This window comes from Lysinibacillus sp. FSL K6-4013 (assembly GCF_038630435.1).
Classification (GTDB): domain Bacteria; phylum Bacillota; class Bacilli; order Bacillales_A; family Planococcaceae; genus Lysinibacillus; species Lysinibacillus boronitolerans.
The window spans coordinates 1-26,409 of record NZ_CP152031.1 but is presented as its reverse complement, the minus strand read 5'-3'; the positions used below and the strand labels follow the sequence as shown (position 1 = coordinate 26,409).

The following is a 26,409-nucleotide window of genomic DNA, read 5'->3' as shown; positions in this document are numbered from 1 at the left end:
TACAGAAGATTTATTTAAATAATAGAAAATTTAAAAGCACGAAAAAAGGAGATAAATTTTTATCCCCTTTTTGTAAAAATTTTTTTACAGCAATTCATATTTTAAACACTTATATTTTAGTAATTGACGCGAAATACCTAAACGACGAGCAGTTTCCGCTAAACGTCCATCAGTTTCACGCAACTTTTCCGCTATAATTAGGCGCTCATAGGCTTCCGTTAAATCTCGTAAATGTCCAGTTTGGTTGTTTTGCATTATCTGCTGAGTTGAATGTTGAACATTTTTTCTAATCCTTTCTGGAATATGCTCAACAAGTATTTCATCTCCAAGCAAATTATTATATGCCGATTCAAGAGCATTTTTTAGTTCACGCACATTACCTGGCCAATGATAGGCATAAAATAATTGAATTACTTCATTACGATAGCTTACATTTTTCTGTAGTGTATGTTCACTGTAAAATTGTATATAAAAATCAAGGATAGCTGGAATATCTTCCTTCCTTAATCTTAACGGTGGCAAATCAATTTGTAGAACATTTAAGCGATAAAATAAGTCCTCGCGTAACCTTTTTTCAGCTAATAGTTTATCTACATCTTCATTGACAGTCGTTATATATCGTATATCCAACGGCTCACCATTCAGCACTTTTATATCTACTGCATGCAAAAGTTTCGCCTGCAAAGATATATCCAATAAATTAAGGTGATCAATGAGTAGTGTCCCACCATTAGCCTCCTGTAACTTTCCACTTTTTGCTTCATTCTCTGATCCGTATAGCTGAGTAAATAGATTATCCTCTGTCAATGTTGAACAGTTCAAAGTAATAAACGGCTTTGTATAGCGTTCACTTTCATTGTGTATGCCTTGTGCGATAATATCTTTCCCAGTTCCAGTTTCCCCAGTTAGTAAAACAGGGGCACTTTTTTGAGCACTTCGACGTGCCTTTTCAAGTTGAGTTTTCATTTCAGTATTTGTCGTAATGAAATCCTCCAAACGGTAGGTCGTATAATTATCTCGATATAATTTATGTCCCAGGAAATTATCTAAGTATTTAATTTGTTTGCTTTCATAAAAATGTTTTGAGAATTCAATGGCACCAATGGCTTTTCCATCCTCCATAATGGGATAGGTCGAACTCAACGATAAATAACTAAAACCGTTCAATGTAGTAAGTTGTTGCTCATAGTATAAAACTGGTTGCCCTGTTTGTATGACTTGAAACACAGTACTTGTCTCAGGTGATAAATTTTGATAATTATCAGTCACAGTGCTATGAAAAAATTCATCTGGTGTTAAGCCGATTTCCAATAATATATTTAAATCTGCTAAGTCATAAAAGATTGCACAGCCTTTATCATCTGTAATTAACACATTATCAAATTCATTGAAGGCTTGTGCAAATTGTTGCAATTCCATGAATTTCTCCCCCTTGTCCCCATGAATATTACCCATTATAACGAATTTTCAAAAATTATGAGAGAATTCAATTTTTGCAACACAAAAAAGCTATTTTAGAACATCCATAAAAGAATTGTCTAAAATAGCTTTATCTGTCGTTTATTTTGCTGTGATTACTTCTTTACCGCCCATATAAGGTCTTAAAACTTCTGGAATTACTACGCTGCCATCAGCTTGTTGATAATTTTCTAGAATAGCAGCAACTGTACGGCCAATGGCAAGACCTGAACCGTTTAATGTATGCACATATTCTGGTTTTGCATTTGGCTCACGACGGAAGCGGATATTTGCTCGTCGTGCTTGGAAATCCTCAAAGTTAGAACAAGAAGAAATTTCACGGTACATGTTTTGTGCAGGAATCCAAACTTCTAAATCATATTTTTTCGCTGCAGTAAAACCTAAATCAGCTGTACACATTTTTAGCTTACGATATGGTAAGCCTAGTAATTGTAATACCTTTTCTGCATGACTTGTTAATAGCTCTAATTGTTCGTATGACTCCTCTGGTTTTACAAAACGAACTAATTCTACTTTATTAAACTGGTGTTGACGAATTAAACCACGTGTATCACGACCTGCTGATCCCGCTTCTGAACGGAAGCACGCGCTATACGCTGCAAAGCCTTGTGGTAAAGCTTCAGCTGGTAAAATTTCATCTCGATAGAAGTTCGTAACTGGTACTTCTGCAGTTGGAATCATGAAATAATCTGTTTCCTCTAATTTGAATACATCTTCCTCAAATTTCGGAAGTTGCCCTGTACCTGTTAGGCTATCTCGATTAACAATGACAGGTGGTAGCATTTCCTCGTAACCATGCTCCTCTGCATGTAAATCCATCATGAATGTCATTAATGCTCGTTCTAAACGAGCGCCAAGACCACGATAGAATAAGAAACGGCTACCTGTTACTTTCGCGCCGCGTTCAAAGTCTACAATTTTTAAATCCGTAGCAAGGTCCCAGTGTGCTTTAATATCAAAATCAAATGCACGAATATCACCCCAAGTATATTCTTCAACATTGTCGTCCTCTGTTGTGCCTACTGGTACAGATTCATGCGGAATGTTTGGTAAACGCATCATCATATCTTTAAAGCGTTCTTCAACATCATTTAATTGTACATCTAATGCTTTAATTTCATCGCCAACCTGACGCATACGAGCAATGACTTCATCCGCATTTTCCTTGTTGCGTTTCATAACTGAAATTTGTTCAGATACTTTATTGCGTTCTGCTTTTAATTCTTCTGTTTTGGCAATCAATTCACGACGTTTTGCATCTAAGTCTTCAAAGTCATCTAAATTTCCTAAGTCCTCATTACGTGTTAATAACATCTCTTTAATTTCCGCGAAATTTTCGCGTACGCGTTTAATATCTAACATCTTCATACCTCCAATAGTTTCTTCATGATGGGAAATCATTGCAGCGAAATGAACACAAAAAAGCCCTCATCCCTAAAAAGGGACGAGAGCTACCCGCGTTGCCACCCTAATTGACTAGACATATTTCTGCCTAATCCACTTATTTCATAACGGCATTTCAGCCGGCTACAGCCTACTTCATTCACTTCGACTGTGCAACTCCAGGACGGATTCACAAGTGCTTTTATCAGCTTCCACCAACCGCTGACTCTCTAAAAAAAACGTGCTTGCTACTACTTCCCATCATCGTGTTCGGTTATTTAAAATTTAACCATACTGTACTATATGAAAACAAATTTTGCAAGTCATACCATAGAGGATACAAAATATTCAATAATTCGTGTGTCCTCTGTTAATTCGGGATGAAACGAACAACCCAATAAATGGCCATCTTGTGCCAAGATTATTTTCCCCTCATGTTGTGCAAGAATTTCAACATCTTTACCTACGGCTTCAATATGAGGTGCACGAATAAATACTGCTGGAATCCCTACACCTATTTTAGGAATATCTAGTTGTACTTCAAAGCTATTGACCTGACGTCCATATGAGTTTCTTGCTACAGTCACGTCCATCACAGCCAAATGTGTTTCATCTTCAATTAGATCCTTGGCTAATAAAATTAATCCCGCACATGTACCAAGCATTGGTAATCCTTGCTGTGCAAGTCCACGAATTGGCTCTAGTAGATCAAACCGATCCAGCAATTTTCTCATTGTTGTGCTTTCTCCACCTGGTAACACAAGTCCATCTAGGTTTTCTAAATCCTTTCTCTGTTTTACTTGAATTGCTTCACAGCCAAGAGCTTCAAACATTTGTATATGCTCACGAACTGCTCCTTGTAATGCTAATACACCAATTCGCTTCATGCTACCAACCCCGCTCTTGCATACGCTCGTTGTGTCCAAGCTGTGCAATATCAATCCCCTTCATTGGCACTCCGAGCTCTTTTGATATTTCCACAATAAGCTTATAGTCTTTATAATGAGTAGTCGCCTCTACAATGGCACGTGCGAATTTTTCAGGGTTCTCAGATTTAAAAATACCTGAACCAACGAAAACGCCATCAGCTCCAAGTTCCATCATTAAGGCTGCATCAGCAGGCGTCGCCACTCCTCCTGCTGCGAAGTTTACGACTGGTAAACGACCAAGACGTTTAATTTCTCTTAATAACTCGAAAGGAGCTCCTAGTAATTTCGCCTCTGTCATTAATTCATCCTCTGTCATGCCTACCACTTTACGTACCTGTGCATTTACTTTGCGAATATGTCGAACTGCCTCCACAATATTCCCTGTTCCTGGTTCACCTTTTGTTCGTAACATCGATGCGCCTTCTCCGATACGACGGGCTGCCTCCCCTAAATCACGACAGCCACACACAAACGGTACGGTGTATTCACTTTTTAATAAATGGTATTCTTCATCTGCTGGTGTTAAAACTTCACTTTCATCAATATAATCGACACCCATTGCTTCTAAGACACGTGCTTCAACAATATGACCAATACGTGCTTTGGCCATCACAGGAATAGTTACAGCCCCCATTACTTCCTCAACAATACGAGGATCAGCCATGCGCGCAACGCCACCAGCTTTCCGAATATCTGAAGGTACTCTTTCTAATGCCATCACTGCTACAGCACCTGCAGCTTCTGCAATTTTTGCTTGCTCTGCATTAATGACATCCATAATGACGCCGCCTTTTTGCATTTCTGCCATACCACGTTTTACTAGCTCTGTACCTGTTTGTTTCATTTTCTAACCTCCACCTTTATGATGAAGTTTAGTATAATAGAAATTGACCATATCAAAATATCCAGTTTTTAAAATATTTATAAGGTCAGGAGGTTCCAGATCATGGATATGCTTTTATTTCAGCTTGAAAGAGATAGTGATAAACCGCTTTATGATCAGCTTTATAATGGTATTAAAGAAGCTATTATTTCTAAGAAAATAACTGTAGGAGAAAAATTGCCTTCAAAAAGGAAATTAGCTGATTTTTTAAACATTTCCCAAACAACAATTGAAATTGCCTATGCCCAGCTATTAGCTGAAGGCTATATTATGTCCAAATCACGTATTGGCTATTTTGTAGAAGAGATAGATGAACTGCCCTACATTCAACAAGATACTGTGGCGTCCATTAATGAACATCCTAAGAAAAAATCATACAAAATTGATTTTAACCCTGGTTCTATTGATATCGATGCCTTTCCATTTCAAACATGGAGAAAGTATGCGAAAGAGCTTTTTGACGACACCTCAAAGGAGCTATTATTAACAGGGGAACCACAAGGAGAACTGTCTCTACGCACAGAGATTGCTAATTATTTATATCAATCCCGTGGTGTTGTATGCCACCCTGAACAAATTGTTATTGGTTCAGGTACGGAGCAGCTTCTCCCTATGATTCTCCGTCTTTTTAGTGAGGACACAAGCTTTGCATTAGAAAATCCAGGATACCCTGCCGTGCATCGAATGTTTTCGCAGCATAAACGAAAAGTTTACCCAATTGCAGTTGATGAGGAGGGCATAATTATTCATGATCTTGAAAAGACAAATGCTAATGTTGTGTATATTACACCCTCACATCAATTCCCAACTGGGGCTGTATTATCTGCTACAAGACGAGCACAGGCTTTAAATTGGGCGGCACAAAGCACCTCTCGCTATATTATAGAGGATGACTATGATTCGGAATTTCGTTATGCTGGAAAACCAATTCCTGCCCTACACGCACTAGATCGCAACGATAAAGTTATTTACATGAGTACTTTTACCAAATCTTTAATGCCATCCTTACGAGTAGCTTATTTTGTACTTCCACCTAAACTACTTGCTACTTATAACGATGTCTTTAATTATTATTCATCAACTGTGCCTCGTTTTGATCAGCATATTGTGGCAAATTTTATGGGTGATGGGCATTTTGCAAAGCATCTCAATCGAATGCGTAAAATTTATCGTAAAAAACATGATAAGCTAACTTCTATTTTAGAAAAATATTCATCATCCATTAACATTACTGGTGAGCAAGCTGGTATGCATATTTTATTAGAGGTTCAACACACATTCACAGAAAAACAATTACAACAGCTCGCCTCTCAAGCACAGATCGGTATCTATCCATTATCAGCCTATCGACTAGATCATTATGAATCTTCACAAGCTCAATTTTTATTAGGCTTTGGAGGAATTCCCGTACAAGCAATCGAATCATCCATTGAGCAGTTGATGGATTGCTGGGGAATACAAAAAAATGACCCATCTACGTAGATGGGTCGTTTTATATTAAGTCTCAATTAATTGAATTTGATAATGCTCAAACCAAGTATGAATTTGCCCTAGATACGCTAAAAGTTGAGGACCTGCCATTAATTGCCCATACCATGGAATCTTAAAAGAGCTACCGCCAGATTCAACTAACTCCTCAAGCTTTTGTCGTTCAAATAGTTCATGTAAAATCGAATTTTTATCATGTAGAATTTCCTTCAACCATTTTTGCACCCCTGCTGTATAGACAGGATGATAGGTTTTTGGATAAGGATTTTTTTTACGATATAACACTTCATTCGGCAATAGATGTGCCATTGATTTTCGAAGTAATCCTTTTTCTATTCCATCTAAATTCTTCATTTCCCACGGAATATTCCAGGCATATTCTACAAGCCGATGATCTGCAAAAGGGACACGTACCTCTAAACTTGCCCCCATACTCATACGATCCTTCCGCTCTAATAATGTTTGCATGAACCATAGTATATTTAAGTAAGACATTTCACGATGTCTTGCCTCTGCTAAACCTTCTCCATCTAATAATGGCACTTCAGCTATTGTTTGTGTATATAGTTGTTGTGCATAGGACTCAATTGTCAATTTTTTATCCCACTTCTCTTGAAGTAATGCACTTCTTTCAGACAATGAACGGATCCAAGGAAAACCCGAAGTCCTTTCTTTAAACCATGGATACCCACCAAAAATTTCATCTGCACACTCTCCTGATAGCGCTACAGTAAATTCCTTTTTTATTTCTCGACAAAACCACAATAACGAAGAATCTACATCTGCCATACCAGGGGAATCACGAACGATGACCGATTCCACTAATAAATCAATTAACTGTTGCTGAGTGATTTCCTCTGCATGGTGTGCCGTCTGAAAAGTATCTGTCATTTTTTGAATCCAGTACGTATCCGTGGAAGTTTGGAAAGAGTGTGGGTTAAAGAAGCGCTCGTTATCCTCGTAATCAATAGAATACGTATGCAATTGATGGTTTTGCTGTTGGAAACTATTTGCCGCAATGCCCGTGATAATACTGGAATCTAGTCCTCCCGAAAGAAATGTACAAATAGGAACATCCGAAACTAGCTGACGTTCTATAGCATCCGTTAACAAAAAACGAACATGCTCCATTGTTTCTTCTAATGTTTCTTCATGCTTACGGCTTTGTAGCTGCCAATACGGCCACTTTCTTAAACCTTCTTCTCTAGAGAATCGCATAGCATAGCCAGGTCGTAATTCTTCAATATTTTGAAAGAGTGTTTTACCTGGCGCTCTAGAAGGTCCTACAGCCATCATACTTGCCAACCCTTCAACATTTACACTTGCTTGGACCGTGGGGTGTGCTAGCAGAGCCTTCACTTCAGATGCAAAAAGTACACCTTCTTGTTGCTCTGTATAATACAAGGGTTTTACACCTAATCGGTCTCGACACAAAAATAAAGATTGTCTTTGCTCATCCCAAACACCAAAGGCAAAAATACCATTTAGAAATTCTACACATTGCTCTTTCCATTCAATATAGGCCGTTAATAACACTTCAGTATCCGATTGTGTTATAAAACTATGTCCTCTTTTTTGAAGTTCCTTACGTAGCTCTTCTGTATTATAAAGTTCGCCATTATATGTAATGACATAGTTTAATCCATCATGAATTTTTTTCATCGGTTGTTTGCCGCCAATTAAATCAATAACAGCTAACCGTCGATGGCCAAATGCAATATGCTCACTACACCAAATATTTTCATCATCTGGCCCTCTCTTATTTAATGTTTGCGTCATCGATTTTAATATTGTGTCACTTGTTCTTAAATCCTTGTGAAAACTAGCCCAGCCTGTAATGCCACACATTTAGCCACATCCTTTCGCCTATTAGCGTATGCAGTAGCATGTAAAAATGTGAAAAAAGCACATGAATGCTTAAGTACATTCATGTGCTCGTATTTAAATATTAGAACAATCCCCCAACAAAGTCTGTAATGCCTCCCCATAAATTACCGAAGAAGCTACCTACACCTTGGAAGAACAATGAGATACCGCTAGCGCGCTCTACAGCCTCTGTTGTGACAACATCGGATGAAATATCCTTGCCATCAATAAAGCCGTAATCTGTGCCTTCTGTGCGCTCAATAACGACCTTTCCTACAACAGTGTCTTTTTTAACATCTGCCTCTAAACTCTTTTTATCTAAAACCAATGTAGGTTTATATAAGTCTTTATCAGCAGACTTAATCATAAAGGAAATTGGTTCTTTTACTGCAATCGATACTTTATCTTCTTTACCTTTTGTGACTTTTACTGTTTTTTGATCTTTGAAAGTATAGTTCCCTGGTAAAATTTCTTGCTTTGAGAATTGTGAAAAACCGTAGTTAAATAATTTTGCTGTGGCATCAAAACGAGCTTTATATGATCCTTGACCATTTGCATCTACAGCCTTCATGACAACTGCAATCAAGCGAGTCCCATTGCGCTCTGCAGTACCCGTAAAGCAGTGACCTGCAAAGTTTGTTGTACCTGTTTTTAATCCATCTACACCTTGATATTCATACACTAATCCTGGCAACATAAAGTTCCAGTTTTCCATTTTAATTGCATCTTCTGTTCCTTCACGGAATGTCTTTTTTGCAATTTTAGATGTCTCTAATACCTTTGGGTGATCTTTTAATAAATGATATGCTAGTTTTGCTACAGATTTTGCAGGCATCACATTCTCATCTTCTGGGCCTGTGCCCGATGGATGCATACCAAATAAATCAGCATTATTCAGACCAGTAGCGTTGACAAATTTATAGCCCTCTAAACCAAGTTCTTCTGCCTTTTTATTCATTAACTTTAAAAATTCAGTTTCAGAACCTGCGATTGTTTCAGCAATAGCTACGGTTGCTGCATTTGCTGAATAGATTGCCATTGCCTCATATAACTCACGAATCGTATAAGAGCCATCTCTACGTAAAGGTACATTACTTAATGCACGATTTTGAGACATACGATACGTATAATCTGTTACGTGATATTCTTGATCCCATTTAACTTTCCCTGCATCAATCGCGTCCAATAACAGGTATTCAGTCATCATCTTTGTCATACTTGCAATACCTAGTGAAGTATCTGCATTTTGTTCAAATAAAATTTTTCCTGAATCTGCATCAATTAAAATCGCAGCATCCACTGTTAATCCTAAATCTGTTTCCGCATTTGCCTTTGCAGGAATACCTGCAAAAATACTAAATAATAAAACAGGAATTAGGAGTAAGCGTAATACGGTGTTCATTTTCTTTTTCACCTTTAAAGCCCTCCAAAAAATAATCTTGTCCTCGACATTTTATCATAGATAACAACAAACGTGTTGACTCTCTACCATAAAAAAATGCTCTCGCGCCATCTTTGTAGACGATGCGAAAGCATAAAAGTTGCAAGTAATATATTACATGGAATAGTTTGGTGATTCTTTTGTAATCTGTACATCATGTGGATGTGATTCACGTAGACCAGCACCTGTCATTCTAACAAATTGTGCATTCTCGCGTAGGTGCTCAAGATGTGGAGCTCCACAATAACCCATACCAGCGCGAATACCACCAATAAGTTGGTAAATTGTATCAGCTAATGGTCCTTTATAAGGAAGACGGCCCTCAATACCTTCAGGTACTAATTTTTTTGCATCCTCTTGGAAGTAACGATCTTTAGAACCTTTTTCCATAGCGCCGATAGAACCCATACCACGATAAACTTTGAAGCGACGTCCTTGGAAGATTTCTGTTTCTCCAGGAGATTCAGATGTGCCTGCTAGAAGGGAACCAAGCATTACAACGTTGCCTCCAGCTGCTAGAGCTTTTACGATATCACCAGAATATTTAATACCACCATCAGCAATTATTGTTTTACCTAGCTCACGAGCTACTGTAGCACAATCATATACTGCTGTAATTTGTGGTACACCTACACCTGCTACAACACGTGTAGTACAAATTGAACCAGGACCGATACCTACTTTAACAACATCTGCTCCAGCTTCAAATAATGCACGTGCGCCTTCTCCTGTAGCAACATTACCAGCGATGATTTCTAGCTCAGGGTAAGTCTCACGGATTGAGCGAATTGTTTGTAATACGCCTTCTGAATGACCATGGGCTGTATCGATTACAACAATGTCAACTTGTGCCTCTACAAGCTTCTCAATACGTACCATCGTATCTTTTGATACACCAACTGCTGCGCCTACAAGTAAACGACCATGTGTATCTTTCGCAGCATTCGGGAATTCAATAACTTTCTCGATATCCTTAATTGTAATAAGTCCAGTTAATCTACCTTCTTCATCCACAATTGGAAGCTTTTCGATTTTATATTGTTGAAGAATTTTTTCAGCATCCTCTAAAGTCGTTCCAACTGGTGCTGTAATCAAATCTTCTTTCGTCATTACATCTTCAATTTTTAAAGAGTAGTCAGAGATAAAACGTAAATCACGGTTTGTAATAATCCCTACTAGCTTTTGATTTTCCATACTATCAACAATAGGAACACCAGAGATTCGGTATTTACCCATTAGATGCTCAGCATCGAAAACTTGATGTGTCGGAGTTAAGAAGAATGGGTTTGTAATAACACCATTTTCAGAACGTTTTACTTTTTCTACTTGTTCAGCTTGCTCATCAATCCCCATGTTTTTATGGATAATACCGATACCGCCTTGACGTGCCATCGCAATCGCCATTTTAGACTCTGTAACTGTATCCATACCTGCGCTGACCATTGGGATGTTTAATTTAATCTTTGGTGTTAATTGAACAGATAAATCAACATCTTTCGGTAGTACTTCGGAATGAGCTGGTACTAATAATACATCATCAAAAGTTAAACCTTCTTTGGCAAATTTAGTCTCCCACATTTTCGTAACTTCCTCCTATAGTTAAAAGAATATTAATTGTAAGATTAACAACGTGGACTGCTACTGTCAAGGAACTTATAAAAGAAAGACAATTCAGATTTTTAACAAATAACAATTAAGATAAACAATACAAATAATTAACTACATTTTCGAGGCATTTATTTGCATTTTTTAAATTCAATAAACACATTTGAACAAACTCTTTAGTAAAGTTAAAAGTTATCAAGAAAAAGTAAAAAAACAGCCAGCACACAGCTGACTGTTTTGTTGCCTAGCGACGTCCTACTCTCACAGGGGGAAGCCCCCAACTACCATCGGCGCTAAAGAGCTTAACTTCCGTGTTCGGTATGGGAACGGGTGTGACCTCTTTGCCATCATCACTAGACTTTGTATTTAATTGAAAGATTTATTCTTTCAAAACTGGATAAACGGTGCATTGAATGTTTCAAACGTTTTGGTTAAGTCCTCGATCGATTAGTATTCGTCAGCTCCATGTGTCACCACACTTCCACCTCGAACCTATCTACCTCATCGTCTTTGAGGGATCTTACTTACTTGCGTAATGGGAAATCTCATCTTGAGGGGGGCTTCATGCTTAGATGCTTTCAGCACTTATCCCGTCCACACATAGCTACCCAGCGATGCCTTTGGCAAGACAACTGGTACACCAGCGGTGTGTCCATCCCGGTCCTCTCGTACTAAGGACAGCTCCTCTCAAATTTCCTACGCCCACGACGGATAGGGACCGAACTGTCTCACGACGTTCTGAACCCAGCTCGCGTACCGCTTTAATGGGCGAACAGCCCAACCCTTGGGACCGACTACAGCCCCAGGATGCGATGAGCCGACATCGAGGTGCCAAACCTCCCCGTCGATGTGGACTCTTGGGGGAGATAAGCCTGTTATCCCCGGGGTAGCTTTTATCCGTTGAGCGATGGCCCTTCCATGCGGAACCACCGGATCACTAAGCCCGTCTTTCGACCCTGCTCGACTTGTAGGTCTCGCAGTCAAGCTCCCTTGTGCCTTTACACTCTACGAATGATTTCCAACCATTCTGAGGGAACCTTTGGGCGCCTCCGTTACCTTTTAGGAGGCGACCGCCCCAGTCAAACTGTCCGCCTGACACTGTCTCCTGCCCCGCTAAGGGGCATGGGTTAGAATTTCAATACAACCAGGGTAGTATCCCACCGACGCCTCCTTCGAAGCTGGCGCTCCGAGATCTCTGGCTCCTACCTATCCTGTACAAGTTGTACCAAAATTCAATATCAGGCTACAGTAAAGCTCCACGGGGTCTTTCCGTCCTGTCGCGGGTAACCTGCATCTTCACAGGTACTATAATTTCACCGAGTCTCTCGTTGAGACAGTGCCCAGATCGTTACGCCTTTCGTGCGGGTCGGAACTTACCCGACAAGGAATTTCGCTACCTTAGGACCGTTATAGTTACGGCCGCCGTTTACTGGGGCTTCAATTCGCAGCTTCGCTTGCGCTAACCACTCCTCTTAACCTTCCAGCACCGGGCAGGCGTCAGCCCCTATACGTCACCTTACGGTTTTGCAGAGACCTGTGTTTTTGCTAAACAGTCGCCTGGGCCTATTCACTGCGGCTCTCATGCGCTTGCACGCTCAAGAGCACCCCTTCTCCCGAAGTTACGGGGTCATTTTGCCGAGTTCCTTAACGAGAGTTCTCTCGCACACCTTAGGATTCTCTCCTCGACTACCTGTGTCGGTTTGCGGTACGGGCACCTCTCACCTCGATAGAGGCTTTTCTTGGCAGTGTGAAATCAGGAACTTCGTCCATACGGACTCGCCATCACAGCTCAACGTTACAGTGTGCGGATTTGCCTACACACACGCCTTACTGCTTGGACGCGCACAACCAACGGCGCGCTTACCCTATCCTACTGCGTCCCCCCATTTCTCAAACGGTGAGGAGGTGGTACAGGAATATCAACCTGTTGTCCATCGCCTACGCCTATCGGCCTCGGCTTAGGTCCCGACTAACCCTGAGCGGACGAGCCTTCCTCAGGAAACCTTAGTCATACGGTGGACGGGATTCTCACCCGTCTTTCGCTACTCATACCGGCATTCTCACTTCTAAGCGCTCCACCAGTCCTTCCGGTCTGACTTCAACGCACTTAGAACGCTCTCCTACCACTGACATCGTAGATGTCAATCCACAGCTTCGGTGAATCGTTTAGCCCCGATACATTTTCGGCGCAGCGTCACTCGACCAGTGAGCTATTACGCACTCTTTAAATGATGGCTGCTTCTAAGCCAACATCCTGGTTGTCTGTGCAACGCCACATCCTTTTCCACTTAACGATTACTTTGGGACCTTAGCTGGTGGTCTGGGCTGTTTCCCTTTTGACTACGGATCTTATCACTCGCAGTCTGACTCCCGTGTATAAATATCTGGCATTCGGAGTTTGTCTGAATTCGGTAAACCGGGATGGCCCCCTAGTCCAAACAGTGCTCTACCTCCAGTATTCTCATCACGAGGCTAGCCCTAAAGCTATTTCGGAGAGAACCAGCTATCTCCAAGTTCGATTGGAATTTCTCCGCTACCCACACCTCATCCCCGCACTTTTCAACGTGCGTGGGTTCGGGCCTCCAGTAAGTGTTACCTCACCTTCACCCTGGACATGGGTAGATCACCTGGTTTCGGGTCTACGACCACGTACTACTTCGCCCTATTCAGACTCGCTTTCGCTGCGGCTCCGCCTTCTAAAGCTTAACCTTGCACGTAATCGTAACTCGCCGGTTCATTCTACAAAAGGCACGCTATCACCCATTAACGGGCTCTAACTACTTGTAGGCACACGGTTTCAGGATCTCTTTCACTCCCCTTCCGGGGTGCTTTTCACCTTTCCCTCACGGTACTGGTTCACTATCGGTCACTAGGTAGTATTTAGCCTTGGGAGATGGTCCTCCCGGATTCCGACGGAATTTCACGTGTTCCGCCGTACTCAGGATCCACTCAGGAGAGAACGAACTTTCGACTACAGGGCTTTTACCTGCTCTGGCGGACCTTTCCAAGTCGCTTCATCTAACTCGCTCTTTTGTAACTCCGTATAGAGTGTCCTACAACCCCAAGAGGCAAGCCTCTTGGTTTGGGCTCTTCCCGTTTCGCTCGCCGCTACTCAGGGAATCGATTTTTCTTTCTCTTCCTCCAGGTACTTAGATGTTTCAGTTCCCTGGGTCTGCCTTCAAGACGCTATGTATTCACGTCAAGATACTACGCGATTAAACGTAGTGGGTTCCCCCATTCGGAAATCTCCGGATCAAAGCTCACTTACAGCTCCCCGAAGCATATCGGTGTTAGTGCCGTCCTTCTTCGGCTCCTAGTGCCAAGGCATTCGCCGTGCGCCCTTAATAACTTAACCAAGTTATTAAGCCTATAAAAAAACTTAAAAAATAAATGTGTTTGTTACAATTTCAATGTCGTTTTATCCAGTTTTCAAAGAACAAGTTTTGAAGTATTTCATTCAGAAAGAATGAACCTTCAAAACTGAACGCAAAACGTAATCTTACAAACCCAAGGTTTGTATTCCGAAATAATCCTTAGAAAGGAGGTGATCCAGCCGCACCTTCCGATACGGCTACCTTGTTACGACTTCACCCCAATCATCTATCCCACCTTCGGCGGCTGGCTCCAAAAGGTTACCTCACCGACTTCGGGTGTTACAAACTCTCGTGGTGTGACGGGCGGTGTGTACAAGGCCCGGGAACGTATTCACCGCGGCATGCTGATCCGCGATTACTAGCGATTCCGGCTTCATGTAGGCGAGTTGCAGCCTACAATCCGAACTGAGAACGACTTTATCGGATTAGCTCCCTCTCGCGAGTTGGCAACCGTTTGTATCGTCCATTGTAGCACGTGTGTAGCCCAGGTCATAAGGGGCATGATGATTTGACGTCATCCCCACCTTCCTCCGGTTTGTCACCGGCAGTCACCTTAGAGTGCCCAACTAAATGATGGCAACTAAGATCAAGGGTTGCGCTCGTTGCGGGACTTAACCCAACATCTCACGACACGAGCTGACGACAACCATGCACCACCTGTCACCGTTGCCCCCGAAGGGGAAACTATATCTCTACAGTGGTCAACGGGATGTCAAGACCTGGTAAGGTTCTTCGCGTTGCTTCGAATTAAACCACATGCTCCACCGCTTGTGCGGGCCCCCGTCAATTCCTTTGAGTTTCAGTCTTGCGACCGTACTCCCCAGGCGGAGTGCTTAATGCGTTAGCTGCAGCACTAAGGGGCGGAAACCCCCTAACACTTAGCACTCATCGTTTACGGCGTGGACTACCAGGGTATCTAATCCTGTTTGCTCCCCACGCTTTCGCGCCTCAGCGTCAGTTACAGACCAGAAAGTCGCCTTCGCCACTGGTGTTCCTCCAAATCTCTACGCATTTCACCGCTACACTTGGAATTCCACTTTCCTCTTCTGCACTCAAGTCCCCCAGTTTCCAATGACCCTCCACGGTTGAGCCGTGGGCTTTCACATCAGACTTAAAGGACCGCCTGCGCGCGCTTTACGCCCAATAATTCCGGACAACGCTTGCCACCTACGTATTACCGCGGCTGCTGGCACGTAGTTAGCCGTGGCTTTCTAATAAGGTACCGTCAAGGTACAGCCAGTTACTACTGTACTTGTTCTTCCCTTACAACAGAGTTTTACGATCCGAAAACCTTCTTCACTCACGCGGCGTTGCTCCATCAGGCTTTCGCCCATTGTGGAAGATTCCCTACTGCTGCCTCCCGTAGGAGTCTGGGCCGTGTCTCAGTCCCAGTGTGGCCGATCACCCTCTCAGGTCGGCTACGCATCGTCGCCTTGGTGAGCCGTTACCTCACCAACTAGCTAATGCGCCGCGGGCCCATCCTATAGCGACAGCCGAAACCGTCTTTCAGTCTTTCACCATGAAGTAAAAGAGATTATTCGGTATTAGCCCCGGTTTCCCGGAGTTATCCCAAACTATAGGGTAGGTTGCCCACGTGTTACTCACCCGTCCGCCGCTAACGTCAAAGGAGCAAGCTCCTTTTCTGTTCGCTCGACTTGCATGTATTAGGCACGCCGCCAGCGTTCGTCCTGAGCCAGGATCAAACTCTCCATAAAAGAAATTTGATTAGCTCAAATTGTTTTGCTGGCATCATGTTTGATGTCCAAAATTATGTTTCGTTCACTAGCAAAACTAGCTACTTAAAACTTTATTGATTACGTTTTGCTTGTTCAGTTTTCAAGGTTCATTTTGTTTATTTCGTTGTCACCTCTTGGCGACTCATTTATAATATCAAGATTCCAAAACAAAGTCAACAGTTTCTCCAAAAATATTTTAATACAATATATAAATGTTTCAAAAAACAATTATGGTTAAAATGCTCACTATTTAATTGATTACGATTATTGCGAAGTGTTTGTTAAGAAAAAATTATATTAGCACTTGCGTAGAGTACATCTCTTACCTAATAAAAAAAGGCAAACCACATAATATAGTTTGCCCGTCTATCTATAAATTAGTTATGATACGTGAAATATAAAAACTGCGATTTTTCCCTAAATCAAAAATTTCCCCTGAATGAATTAATTTAATAAGTGGTCGTGTTGGGGCAAATTTATTTACAAACATTACTTCCCCACGTTCTAAATTAGAAAGTTCTACAATTGTTCCTATCGGAAGATCTGCAACAATATCAATTAATGCACGTACTACTTTAATATCAAATTTACCAAACTCAGATTCATTAATCATTTCTATCACTTTAAATGAAGATTGTTTCGTTCTATATACTCGTTCACATGTCATAGCATGAAAAACATCTGCAACAGCAATGATTTGTGCAAATATAGAAATATTGGCGATCTTTTCGTTCTTCGGATACCCACTACCATTTAAACGTTCATGATGTTGGAAGATTGCTTCTTTCATCGTTTCTTTTAAAATGGTCAAATCTTTCACCATATTGTAGCTATAAATCGGATGTTTATAAATCTCATCATATTCTTGCTCTGTTAATGGTGTCTTCTTATCCCTGATACGAGGATGTACTTTAGCCATACCACAATCAGCTAATAAACCACCGATGGCTACTTGAATAGTAGTCCCTCTATCATAGCCAAGTTTTTGGGCAATAACTGAGGCAATCAAACCAGTTGCTACACAATGATGATATAGATAGTCTTTGGGATTTGAATACTCATTTAAATCAAAAATAATAGTACGATCTTCTAACACCAACTCTACTAAAGGTAAAATAATTGTTCTGGCCTTTGCAATATCTACCTTTGCTCCCGCTTCCCAGTTTTTAAATTCTTTTTTAAACTGTTCAACAGAATGATTATAGATTTTCCTAAAAGTCGGAATTTCTTCTATTGTAACTTCGACATCGCTCTCATTCTTTTCTACACGCATATCATTTTCACTTTTGTAAACAGGGACGTTGAAAATATTAAATGCATGAAAAACTTGCAAGTGTACATAAGAAATCATTGTATCTTTGAAAATAATCGGATACTGTGTATTAGCAAATATATCTTCAGAAATTACCTTGCCAACACCTAGCTCTGAAATTGGAACATGTATAGTTTCCACGGATGAACACCTCTCCACTATTTCTTGCTTCAAAATAAGGTATTTCTATTTTATCATGGAATTCAAAATAATTACTTATTTTTCATTATTTACGTAAAAAAACCGATGACGACATTCAAGAATGTCATCATCGGATTAAATTATTCTTCGACTTCCTCTTCGTCTTCTAAAGACTCTTCTGCTTTTTCCACTTTAGCTACAGTTGCAACTAATTCGTCATCTCCTAGTCGAATTAAACGTACACCTTGCGTACTGCGCCCAATTAATGAAATATCATTCACATCCATACGGATAAGCATTCCATTAATAGTTATAAGCATTAGATCCTCAGAACCATCGACGGTTTTTACAGCCACCATTGGACCATTCTTATCTGTAATCTGGATCGTTTTCAGTCCTACTCCACCACGACTTTGTAAACGATAGTCCTCTTCAGAAGTACGTTTACCGTAACCTTTTTCAGTTACTACTAAAATTTCTTGACCTGGCTCAACAATCTCCATACCAACAACTTCGTCACCATCACGTAGCTTAATGCCTCGAACACCACCGGCTGTACGGCCCATAGATCGAATGTCGTCTTCTTGGAAACGAACGAGCATACCATCACGTGTACCAATAATCACTTGTTTCTCTCCATCTGTAAGACGTACAGAAATAAGATCATCGTCTTCTCTCAAGCTGATTGCGATTAAACCATTTGTTCGGATGTTAGCAAATTGTGAAACAGGCGTACGTTTTGTAATACCTGTTTTTGTGGTAAAGATAAAGTAAGCATCTTCATCAAACGACGCAACACGAATCATAGCTGTTACTTTTTCGCCTTTTTCTATATTGAGCAAGTTTACGATTGGTAACCCTTTAGCAGTACGACCGAACTCAGGAATTTCATATCCTTTTGCTCTAAATACTTTACCTTTAGACGTGAAGAATAAAATTGTATCGTGGGTAGAAGTATTCATTAGATGCTCTACAAAGTCGTCTTCATTTGTACCCATTCCTTGTACACCACGACCACCACGCTTTTGACTACGATATGTATTCGCAGCTAAACGTTTGATATAGCCATTATGCGTTAAAGTAACAACTGAGTTTTCAACAGGGATTAAATCCTCATCCTCAATCATTTCAATACCACCTGATGTAATCTCAGTACGGCGTGTATCATTAAAACGTTCCTTCAATTCTAAGATTTCAGTACGAATAATATCAACAATTTTCTCTTCATCTGCCAAAATTGCCTTTAATTCAGCTATTAGAACTTGAAGCTCTTGATATTCTGCTTCAATTTTTTCACGCTCTAAGCCACTTAATCGAACGAGGCGCATATCTAAAATAGCTTGAGCCTGACGCTCAGATAAGTTAAAGCGTTCCATCAATTGAGGCTTCGCTTCTTCACCACTACGTGAACCACGAATAATAGCAATTATTTCATCAATATGATCGAGTGCAATTCGTAAGCCCTCTAAAATATGAGCGCGGTCTTCAGCTTTTCGAAGATCGAACTCTGTACGACGACGAATAATTACTTTTTGGTGTTCTAGATAATGGTATAACATTTCCTTTAAGCCTAATACTTTAGGCTGACCATTTACTAAAGACAGCATATTAATGCCGAAGCTCGATTGCATAGCCGTTTGTTTATATAAATTATTTAGTACGACATTAGCATTTGCATCTTTACGAACTTCAATTACTACACGCATACCACGACGGTCTGATTCATCACGTAAGTTTGTGATACCATCTATTTTTTTATCACGTACAAGTTCTGCAATTTTTTCAATGAGCTTTGCCTTATTCACTTGGTAAGGCAATTCATGGATAAGAATAGTTTCCTTACCATTTGCCTTTTGCTCAATTTCTACTTTTGCACGAATAATAATGGAACCTCGACCTGTTTCATAGGCTCTACGAATACCACTACGTCCTAAAATTAATCCTCCAGTAGGAAAATCTGGGCCAGGGATAATTTCCATTAGCTCCTCAGTTGTAATTGCAGGATTTTCAGAAAGTGCTATAACAGCATCAATTGTTTCGCCCAATTGATGTGGGGGAATATTTGTTGCCATACCTACTGCAATCCCTGCAGCACCATTCACTAATAGGTTTGGATAACGACTTGGTAATACAATTGGTTCTTTTTCTGATCCATCATAGTTATCTGTATAGTCAATTGTATCTTTATTAATATCACGGAGCATTTCCATTGCTATTTTAGACATACGTGATTCTGTATAACGCATGGCTGCTGCGCCATCACCATCAACGGAGCCGAAGTTTCCGTGACCATCAACAAGCATGTAGCGATAGCTGAAATCTTGTGCCATACGTACCATTGCATCATAGATGGAAGAGTCACCATGTGGATGGTACTTACCCATTACATCCCCAACGATACGTGCTGATTTTTTGTAGGCTTTATCTGCTGTATTCCCTAATTCCTGCATCCCATATAATATACGACGATGAACTGGTTTTAATCCATCACGTACATCAGGTAATGCACGTGACACAATTACACTCATTGCATAATCAAGAAAGGATGTTTCAATTTCTTCTGTTATATTAACTCCTTTAACACCGGAGCGTTCTTGTTCTGACAAAGTGTAGACCTCCTCTCAAGAAAAATTAGATATCTAAATTAGCGTATACGGCATTTTCCTCAATAAATTGACGACGAGGTTCAACTTCATCGCCCATTAAACGTTCAAATGCTTGGTTTGCCTTAATTGCATCATCTAATTCTACTTGTAATAATGTGCGGTACTCAGGATCCATTGTTGTTTCCCAAAGCTGCTCAGCGTTCATTTCACCAAGACCTTTATAACGCTGCACATTTGGTTTTGGCATTTTTGGTAGTCTTTCTAAAATTGCTTTTAATGTCTCTTCATCATAGCAGTATTCAATATGTTTACCTTGTTTCACTTGATAAAGTGGTGGCTGTGCAATATAAATATAGCCTGCTTCTATAAGTGGTCGAAGGAAACGGAAGAAGAATGTTAAAAGTAATGTACGAATATGCGCTCCATCGACATCGGCATCTGTCATAATAATGATTTTATGATAACGAGCTTTTTCTAAATTAAACTCCTCACCAATACCAGTGCCGAATGCTGTAATCATCGCACGGATTTCCGCATTCGATAAAATTTTATCTAGTCGAGCTTTCTCAACGTTAAGAATCTTACCACGTAAAGGCAAAATTGCTTGGAAGTGACGATCACGCCCAGATTTAGCGGAACCGCCGGCAGAATCACCCTCAACAATATAAATTTCACAATCAGCTGGGTTAGTAGAAGAACAATCAGCTAATTTACCCGGTAAGCTAGATACTTCGAGGGCATTTTTACGACGAGTAAATTCACGTGCCTTTTTCGCAGCTACACGCGCACGGGCCGCCATTAAACCTTTTTCTACAACCTTACGAGCAACCGTTGGATTTTCTAACATAAAACGTTCAAAGCCATCTGAGAATAATGAATTGGTAATTTGACTTACTTCTGAGTTCCCTAACTTTGTTTTTGTTTGTCCTTCAAATTGCGGATCTGGATGTTTAACGGAAACTATAGCTGTTAACCCTTCTCGTACATCCTCACCTGTAAGATTAGCGTCAGATTCTTTTAGTAATCCACTTTTTCGTGCATAGTCATTAATAACGCGTGTAAGGGCTGTTTTAAAACCAGACTCATGTGTACCGCCCTCATACGTATTAATGTTATTAGCAAATGAGAAAATATTAGAAGAGAATCCAGCATTATATTGCATGGCAATTTCTACTGTGATGCCATCCTTCTCTCCAAGAACATCAATTGGATCATGGATTGGCTCTTTAGATTGGTTTAAATGCTCCACATAGGAACGAATACCACCTTCATAGTGGTATGTAGTTGAACGAATCTCATCTTCACGTTCATCAGCAATCGTAATCTTAATACCACGATTTAAATAAGCCAATTCTCTAATACGATGAGCTAAAATATCATATTCATAAACAGTTGTTTCTTTAAATATTTCTGGATCAGCTTTAAAACGTGTTGTTGTACCATTGTGATCTGTTTCACCGATAACTGTTAACTCTTGAACTGTTCTTCCACGTTCAAATTTTATTTCATGGATATGACCTTCACGATGAACTTGGACAATTGTTTCAACAGATAGTGCATTTACCACTGATGCCCCAACTCCATGGAGACCACCCGAAACTTTATAGCCTCCACCGCCAAATTTACCACCAGCATGTAAAACAGTCATAATAACCTCAACTGCTGGCTTACCCATTTTTTCTTGAATACTAACCGGAATACCACGACCGTTATCTTCTACACGGATCCAGTTTTCTTTTTCAATTGTTACTTTTATATCTGTACAAAATCCTGCAAGTGCTTCATCGATACTATTATCAACAATTTCCCATACTAGATGGTGAAGCCCTTTAGAGCTAGTTGAACCGATATACATCCCTGGTCTTTTACGTACTGCTTCTAAACCCTCTAATACCTGTATCTGATCGGCCTCATAAGCTTGGTTTTGTAAACCTTCGTTCTCTATAGCCACGGCTTTCATCTACTCCTTCATAACATCATTGTGTGTAAATGAATGAACAGTCAACCGAGCTGACTATTACCATTCTTTTTGTAATCTAAAAAACTACCCTGGCTAACTTCTTTCAATCGCACCTTGTTTCACGTGAAACAGTTGAGCCTGTTCCATCGTTTCATGGTGAATTCCTTCCACACTTGTGGTTGTAACAAAGGTTTGGACTTCACCTTGAATGGTATTTAATAAATGCGATTGGCGATAATCATCGAGTTCCGATAAAACATCATCTAAAAGTAGTATGGGTGTTTCATTTGTTTCTTGTTTAATTAATTCAATTTCAGCAAGCTTTAAAGACAATGCAGTAGTTCGCTGTTGCCCTTGTGAACCATAAGTTTGGACATCATAGCCATTTACCAAAAACTGTAAATCATCACGGTGTGGACCAACTAGTGTCACTCCCCTATCAAATTCACGTTCTCTCGCTTCTATTAATTTTTGATGTAAAGTATTTTCAATTTCACTAGTAGAGTGTTCTTTTTCTATACCAGCTACCGTACGATATTTTATAACCAATGTTTCCTTACCTTGCGATATCCCTGCGTGTATGGGTTCCGCCCACTCCTGCAATAAATCCATAAATTGAAATCTTTTACGAATAATTTGGGTAGCAGCGTGAATATATTGTTCATTGTAGACCTCATACATCACATCATTTGACAAGGACTTGCCTTGGTTCATTTTTAAAAAATGATTACGTTGTTTTAAAACTTTTTGAAAGGTTAATAAATCATGTAAATAGACAGGCGAAATTTGCCCAATCTCCATATCAATAAAACGTCGGCGTATTTGCGGACTTCCCTTTACAACATTCAAATCCTCTGGCGCAAACATAACGACATTCATTTGACCAATATAATGACTAAGGCGACTTTGCTCTATATGATTTATCTTGCCCTTCTTACCTTTCTTTGTAATCGTAAGTTCGATCGGTAAAATACCGTGCCTTTTTTTAACGGCCCCTTCTATTTTACCATAGTCTGAATCCCAACGTATCAATTCTTTATCGTTCGTTGTGCGATGGGACTTAGCCATTGCTAAAACATAGATGGACTCCATAACATTTGTTTTTCCTTGTGCATTTTCACCAATGAAAACATTAATTTTTGGAGAGAAGTTTAAATCTAAGGCATCATAGTTACGGTAATTTGTAAGTTTTATTTGCTCAATATACATAATTTATTGTCCAGTTGGTCCGATGATTTGAAAACGACCACATCCAGGAATATTTACAACATCTCCGTTACGTAATTTCCGACCTCGACGATCGTCTATTTCTCCATTTACATATACAGCATGTTCTTGTAAAAACCACTTGGCCATTCCACCTGAACTAATGGCATCCGTAATTTTTAAGAGCTGCCCTAACGTGATGAACTCCTCATCAATTTTAATGTCCTGCATAGTGTGTTCCCCTCCGAATACAGACTGTCTATCTCTCTATCATACCTAAAATTACGCCATAAGTAAAAAAAGATAGTCACTATGAGCGACTATCTTAACAGATCTTATGTTCTTTAGTAAGTTCGTACAGGTAAAATTAATTGTAAAATAGCATCATCATGAACGGAACGTAAAATAAACGGTCTCATTGCCCCAGTAAATTGAATAACTACATCTTGTCCATCAATTGCTTTTAATGCTTCCATCATATATTTTGCACTGAATGAGATTTTCAAACCTTCCCCTTCTAATGCTTCCACAGGAATTTCTTCTTGTACCTTACCGATTTCAGGAGAATTAGAAGAAACTTCAACTGCCTGGTTATCTAAAATTTCAAAACGTACAACATTATTTCGATCTCCTCTTGCAACAAGTGAGGCACGGTCAATAGCTTGTAATAAAGATTTTCCGTTAATCGTTACATTTGTTTGATATTCTTCAGGAATTAAACGAGTTGTGTCAGGATAATTTCCTTCCAGTAAGCGAGAGAAGAATAATACATCACCCGTTTTAAATAATACTTGCTGACTTGTAATAACGATTTGTACAAGGTTTGTAGAATCCTCTAATACTTTATTTAATTCATTTAAACTTTTCCCAGGAATAACTACACTATGTTCAACTTCTGGTAAATTTTCCAGTTGCACTTTACGTCTAGCTAAACGATGACTATCTGTTGCAACACAGATTAACGTTTCATTTTTGATCTGCCAGTTTACACCTGTCAACACGGGTCTACTTTCTGAAGTAGCAACAGCAAATACTGTTTCACGAATAATTGTTTTTAAAAGATCAGCCGGAATAGTAAATTTTTGATCTTCTGTAAGCTCTGGTAATAAAGGATATTCTGCTGCATCTGAGCCAATTAAATGGAATTCTGATTTTCCTGAACGAATATGCGTTTGGAAACCAGGTGTTACTTGGATTTCAACATCGTTTGTTGGTAATTTACGTACGATTTCATTAAACATACGTGCTTGTACAACAATTGAACCTGTTTCTGTAATGTGAATAATTTGTTGTCCATCTTCTTCTACTGGAATAAATGTTTGAATTGTTATATCAGCATCACTACCTGTTAAGCGGATACCTTCTTCTGTTACGTCAATTTTAATCCCTGTTAAAATCGGAATAGTTGTTTTTGAACTTACTGCTTTCATGACATCATTTAAACCCTCTAATAAACGGTCACGTAAAATATCAAATTTCATTCGTTTTCCCTCACATATTTATATTATTTATTTATATAAAATAAAAAGATATAGTAATAGGCCCTGTGGATTTGTGGATAAGTATATTTTTATGAATAAAATCAGTCTATCCACATGTAGATAGACTGTGTATAAGTTTGTGTTTAAATCGTTAGTTTGTCCACAGCAATTACTTGCCTAGCATACTACGAATTTGTTTAACATCTTGTTGAAGTTGAGCGTCATTTTTCAACATAGAAGAAATTTTTTCGTGTGCATGGATGACAGTCGTATGGTCGCGACCACCAAATTCTTCGCCAATTTTCGGCAGCGAAAAATCTGTCAATTCGCGTGATAAGTACATTGCGATTTGACGCGGAAAAGCTATTAATTTAGTACGTTTTTTGGCAGCGAAATCTTCCAAACGTATACTAAAATGTTCCCCAACTGCATTTTGAATGTCTAATATTGTCACTGTTCGCGGCTTTGAATTTGGGATGATATCCTTCAATGCCTCGGCAGCTAATGTCGCTGTAATATCCTTGTTTACAAGTGATGAGTAGGCAACGACGCGAATAAGCGCACCTTCAAGCTCCCTAATATTGGAGTCAATCTGGTTCGCAATATAAAGCATTACTTCATTTGGTACCTCTAGACCGTCTGCTTTTGCTTTTTTACGCAAAATAGCGATACGAGTTTCCAAATCGGGTGGCGCAATATCAGTTATTAACCCCCATTCGAAACGTGAGCGGAGCCGATCTTCTAAAGTTGGAATCTCTTTTGGAGGTCGGTCACTTGATATAACAATTTGTTTTGATTCTTCATGTAGAGTATTAAAAGTATGGAAAAATTCTTCTTGAGTTGATTCTTTTCCAGCAAGGAATTGAATATCATCAATTAGCAGTACATCCACATTGCGGTATTTATTGCGAAAATCAAGTGCTTTGTTATCACGAATTGAGTTAATAAATTCATTTGTAAATTTCTCAGATGATAAGTACACCACTTTTGCATTAGGATTATGCTCTAATACATAATGACCAATGGCGTGCATTAAGTGCGTTTTACCTAGCCCTACTCCCCCATAAATAAAGAAGGGATTATATGCCTTCGCAGGTGCTTCAGCTACAGCTAGCGAAGCTGCATGTGCAAAGCGGTTACCAGAGCCAATAACAAACGTATCAAAAGTATATTTCGGGTTTAACATACCTGGTGAAATATCATGATGTTCATTATTTTTTGCTTGGATAATCGGCGCTGGCAAATCAAAATCGTCCGAATCCTGGTTTTTTTGAACAACAAATTTAATAAGCAAGTCTTCGCCTGTTAGCTCCGTTAATATACCTGTAATCAAATGAATATAATGATTTTCAAGCCAGTCTCGAGCAAACGAATTGGGTGCAGCAATTGTCACAGTGGAGCCACTACCATTGTAAGATAGTAGCTTTGTAGACTTTAGCCACGTTTCGAAGCTTGGTTTAGAAATTTTTTGTTCAACTTGAGCCAGGACATTGTTCCATAGTTCTTCTAAATGTTCCAA

At 39.8% G+C, this 26,409-nt stretch carries 15 protein-coding genes, 3 rRNA genes and 1 other annotated feature; of the genes, 1 reads left to right on the top strand and 17 read right to left on the bottom strand.

Translation table 11 applies throughout. The features are described 5' to 3' along the window. Positions 1-84: 84 nt before the first annotated feature. The 4 genes from MHB39_RS00090 to pdxS all read right to left on the bottom strand — a co-directional run bounded on the left by MHB39_RS00090 (position 85) and on the right by pdxS (position 4,635). Positions 85-1,419 carry a sigma 54-interacting transcriptional regulator gene (locus MHB39_RS00090; protein WP_342545558.1) on the bottom strand — a complete coding sequence of 445 codons (1,335 nt, stop codon included), beginning with the start codon at positions 1,417-1,419 and terminating at the stop codon, positions 85-87. 141 nt (positions 1,420-1,560) lie between these two features. After that, the gene (gene serS, locus MHB39_RS00085) at positions 1,561-2,841 is read right to left on the bottom strand and encodes a serine--tRNA ligase (protein WP_342545557.1); all 1,281 of its coding nucleotides are present in this window, start codon (positions 2,839-2,841) and stop codon (positions 1,561-1,563) included. Positions 2,842-2,916: 75 nt separating this feature from the next. Beyond that, positions 2,917-3,136, bottom strand: a binding site (T-box leader). 49 nt (positions 3,137-3,185) lie between these two features. After that, positions 3,186-3,749 carry a pyridoxal 5'-phosphate synthase glutaminase subunit PdxT gene (gene pdxT / locus MHB39_RS00080; protein WP_342545556.1) on the bottom strand — a complete coding sequence of 188 codons (564 nt, stop codon included), beginning with the start codon at positions 3,747-3,749 and terminating at the stop codon, positions 3,186-3,188. A 1-nt stretch (position 3,750) separates the two neighbouring features. Further along, positions 3,751-4,635, bottom strand: coding sequence for a pyridoxal 5'-phosphate synthase lyase subunit PdxS (gene pdxS / locus MHB39_RS00075; protein ID WP_016992652.1), 885 nt, complete (start codon positions 4,633-4,635; stop codon positions 3,751-3,753). A 102-nt stretch (positions 4,636-4,737) separates the two neighbouring features. Here pdxS and MHB39_RS00070 point away from each other — a divergent pair, with 102 nt between their 5' ends. Then, complete coding sequence (locus MHB39_RS00070) at positions 4,738-6,156, top strand: PLP-dependent aminotransferase family protein (RefSeq protein ID WP_342545555.1); 1,419 nt, start codon at positions 4,738-4,740, stop codon at positions 6,154-6,156. 15 nt (positions 6,157-6,171) lie between these two features. On the opposite strand, the gene asnB is transcribed toward MHB39_RS00070, so the two are convergent. From asnB to dnaA, 13 genes are all read right to left on the bottom strand, one after another. Then, the gene (gene asnB / locus MHB39_RS00065; RefSeq protein WP_342545554.1) at positions 6,172-8,010 is read right to left on the bottom strand and encodes an asparagine synthase (glutamine-hydrolyzing); all 1,839 of its coding nucleotides are present in this window, start codon (positions 8,008-8,010) and stop codon (positions 6,172-6,174) included. Between the two features lie 100 nt (positions 8,011-8,110). After that, a complete protein-coding gene (locus tag MHB39_RS00060) occupies positions 8,111-9,442 on the bottom strand; it encodes a D-alanyl-D-alanine carboxypeptidase family protein (protein ID WP_081977435.1) in 1,332 nt (443 codons plus the stop codon). 141 nt (positions 9,443-9,583) lie between these two features. Beyond that, positions 9,584-11,047, bottom strand: a complete 1,464-nt coding sequence (gene guaB, locus MHB39_RS00055; RefSeq protein ID WP_004233999.1) for an IMP dehydrogenase — start codon at positions 11,045-11,047, stop codon at positions 9,584-9,586. A 269-nt stretch (positions 11,048-11,316) separates the two neighbouring features. After that, positions 11,317-11,432, bottom strand: a 5S ribosomal RNA gene (gene rrf, locus MHB39_RS00050). A gap of 69 nt (positions 11,433-11,501) precedes the next feature. Then, positions 11,502-14,429 (bottom strand): 23S ribosomal RNA (locus MHB39_RS00045). Positions 14,430-14,611: 182 nt separating this feature from the next. Then, positions 14,612-16,163 (bottom strand): 16S ribosomal RNA (locus tag MHB39_RS00040). Together the 16S, 23S and 5S rRNA genes form the textbook arrangement of a ribosomal RNA operon. A gap of 391 nt (positions 16,164-16,554) precedes the next feature. Continuing rightward, positions 16,555-17,637 carry an HD-GYP domain-containing protein gene (locus MHB39_RS00035; RefSeq protein WP_342545553.1) on the bottom strand — a complete coding sequence of 361 codons (1,083 nt, stop codon included), beginning with the start codon at positions 17,635-17,637 and terminating at the stop codon, positions 16,555-16,557. Between the two features lie 140 nt (positions 17,638-17,777). Further along, the gene (gyrA, locus tag MHB39_RS00030) at positions 17,778-20,243 is read right to left on the bottom strand and encodes a DNA gyrase subunit A (RefSeq protein WP_036077952.1); all 2,466 of its coding nucleotides are present in this window, start codon (positions 20,241-20,243) and stop codon (positions 17,778-17,780) included. A gap of 25 nt (positions 20,244-20,268) precedes the next feature. Further along, positions 20,269-22,203: a DNA topoisomerase (ATP-hydrolyzing) subunit B gene (gene gyrB, locus MHB39_RS00025; RefSeq protein WP_052125376.1), complete on the bottom strand. Its 1,935-nt coding sequence runs from the start codon at positions 22,201-22,203 to the stop codon at positions 20,269-20,271. Between the two features lie 93 nt (positions 22,204-22,296). Further along, complete coding sequence (gene recF / locus MHB39_RS00020; RefSeq protein WP_258860125.1) at positions 22,297-23,412, bottom strand: DNA replication/repair protein RecF; 1,116 nt, start codon at positions 23,410-23,412, stop codon at positions 22,297-22,299. A 3-nt stretch (positions 23,413-23,415) separates the two neighbouring features. Beyond that, a complete protein-coding gene (gene yaaA / locus MHB39_RS00015; protein ID WP_258860124.1) occupies positions 23,416-23,640 on the bottom strand; it encodes a S4 domain-containing protein YaaA in 225 nt (74 codons plus the stop codon). Between the two features lie 113 nt (positions 23,641-23,753). Next, positions 23,754-24,890, bottom strand: a complete 1,137-nt coding sequence (gene dnaN / locus MHB39_RS00010; RefSeq protein WP_004233305.1) for a DNA polymerase III subunit beta — start codon at positions 24,888-24,890, stop codon at positions 23,754-23,756. Positions 24,891-25,059: 169 nt separating this feature from the next. Beyond that, on the bottom strand, positions 25,060-26,409 hold the full coding sequence (gene dnaA / locus MHB39_RS00005) for a chromosomal replication initiator protein DnaA (RefSeq protein ID WP_016994935.1): 1,350 nt from the start codon (positions 26,407-26,409) through the stop codon (positions 25,060-25,062).